The sequence below is a fragment of the Polynucleobacter sp. 39-46-10 genome (assembly GCF_002282275.1).
Genome location: NZ_NCJB01000355.1, coordinates 1 through 2,231 on the forward strand (window position 1 = coordinate 1; position 2,231 = coordinate 2,231).

2 pseudogenes are annotated in these 2,231 nt (G+C 46.1%); both read left to right on the plus strand.

The annotated features are described in order from the left end of the window. Window positions 1–853: pseudogene (locus tag B7X71_RS15570) on the plus strand (acetyl-CoA carboxylase biotin carboxylase subunit); the annotation flags it as partial. Window positions 854–886: 33 nt separating this feature from the next. Next, window positions 887–1,807, plus strand: a pseudogene (prmA, locus tag B7X71_RS15575) (50S ribosomal protein L11 methyltransferase); the annotation flags it as partial. Between the last annotated feature and the right edge of the window lie 424 nt (window positions 1,808–2,231).

Below are 2,231 nucleotides of genomic sequence, written 5' to 3' on the forward strand. Positions count from 1 at the left end.
AGTACATACCGAAGCCGCTCTTCTGAATGCAGTCAATATGACCAAAGAAGAAGCTGGTCGCGCTTTCGGCAACCCAGAAGTCTATATGGAGAAGTTTTTAGAAAAACCTCGCCACGTAGAGATTCAGATTTTGGCCGATACCCATGGAAATGCCATTTGGTTAGGTGAGCGTGATTGCTCGATGCAACGTCGCCATCAAAAAGTCATTGAAGAAGCTCCAGCACCTGGCATTGATCGCCGCTTAATTGCTAAGATTGGCGAACGCTGTGCAGAAGCTTGTAGAAAAATTGGTTATCGCGGTGCTGGTACTTTTGAATTCTTGTATGAAGACGGCGAATTCTTCTTCATTGAGATGAATACCCGTGTTCAAGTTGAGCATCCAGTTACTGAAATGATTACTGGCGTGGATATTGTTCAGGAACAAATTCGCATCGCTGCTGGCTTAAAACTCAGCTATCGCCAGAAAGATATCGTTTTCCGTGGTCACGCTATCGAATGCCGTCTCAACGCAGAAGATCCATTCAAGTTCACTCCAAGCCCAGGCAAAATTGGTTCATTCCATATGCCAGGTGGCCCCGGCATTCGTGTTGACTCACATGCCTACAGTGGCTATGTAGTGCCATCCAATTACGATTCGATGATTGGTAAATTGATTTCTTACGGCAATACTCGCGAACAAGCGATTCGTCGTATGCAGATTGCGCTTTCTGAGATGGTGATTGATGGGATTACGACTAATGTGCCACTCCATCGCGAACTCATGCTCGATCCAAACTTTATAGAAGGCGGAACCAGCATTCACTATCTGGAGCACCGCCTAGAAGAGCAAGCCGCCAGTCGCGGCAAGCCCTAAGCCGCCGTCAAGTGATGTTGATTTGGAGTAAGCATGTCTTATCGTGAACTTGTTTTCACGGTACCTGCAGAAATTGCTGAACCTTTGGGTGATGCATTGCTGGAAGTGGGTGCACTCTCTGTCACCGTTGAAGATGATGCTGCGGGTGGCTATGATGAAAACCCGCTTTATGGAGAACCAGGACTCTCACCAGAGGTTCAAGCCTGGGATCGCTCTTCAGTCACCGCGCTGTTTAATCCTGAGTTAGACGACTCAGGAGCGGTGAATTTCATTCCTGAGCTCCTCGCATCGCTCAAGGAAGCGGGATTCAATCTTCCCGCGCCAGAACAAAAGATTGTTGAGGAGCAGGACTGGGTCCGCTTAACCCAGAGCCAATTTACCCCAATTCAAATTGGCGAGCGTATTTGGGTAGTACCTTCCTGGCATGATGCGCCTACTGACCCGAATGCAATTTGTTTAGCGGTAGATCCAGGCCTAGCATTTGGCACTGGCAGTCACCCAACAACCCATCTCTGCCTTCTTTGGTTGGAACAAAATACACAACTACAAAACCAAAGTCTCTTGGATTACGGTTGCGGATCTGGAATTCTGGCAATCGCTGCTGCAAAACTGGGCTGCAATCCCGTTGTTGGAACCGACATTGATCCACAAGCCATGGTTGCGGCACGTAGCAATGCAGAAATCAACAATACGGTGATTCGTTTTGTTCTGCCCAATGAAAATGCGCCAGAACTTGCTGCAGAAACTAAATACGACATCGTCATGGCTAATATTTTGGCCAATCCGCTACAAGTTTTAGCCCCAGCCTTGGTAAATAAAATGCGTCCGGGTGGAAAAATTGTGTTGTCTGGGGTGCTAGCTCGTCAAGCAGAAGAAGTCATTGCCACCTATGGCCAATGGTTAAACCTTTCCGTCTGGAAAGAAAGTGAAGGTTGGGTCTGTTTGCACGGCACCCTTCCTGAAATGGGCAATACAGCAAATTTGACCAGCAAAAACACAGATACCTCTGTGCCGGTTCAAAAAAAAAGTCTTAAATTAATTCTTCTAAGCCTATTTTTAATCTTGCTCATTATTTTTGGTGAGCATCTTTCTAGAAATTCTTTGTTGCCGGCATTAGCAACACGTGTCGATGGCAGCTCTTCTCCGATAGCAAGCAGCGCTTTTTCTCTTTTACAGAAATTGGATGAGCAATTGTGTCGCGCACTAAGGTGCGTAAATCGCTCTGTAAGCGATTTTGCTGCATGGAAAATAACTTCAGTCACTCTTTCGCCTGAAAACGCGCGAGAGGGCCTTAAAAACGATTTAAATCAATTTGTAATGCAAGTTCAGTTGCAAAATCGTCTCGCATTATCAGTTTTATTTCCAAATTTAGAAATTA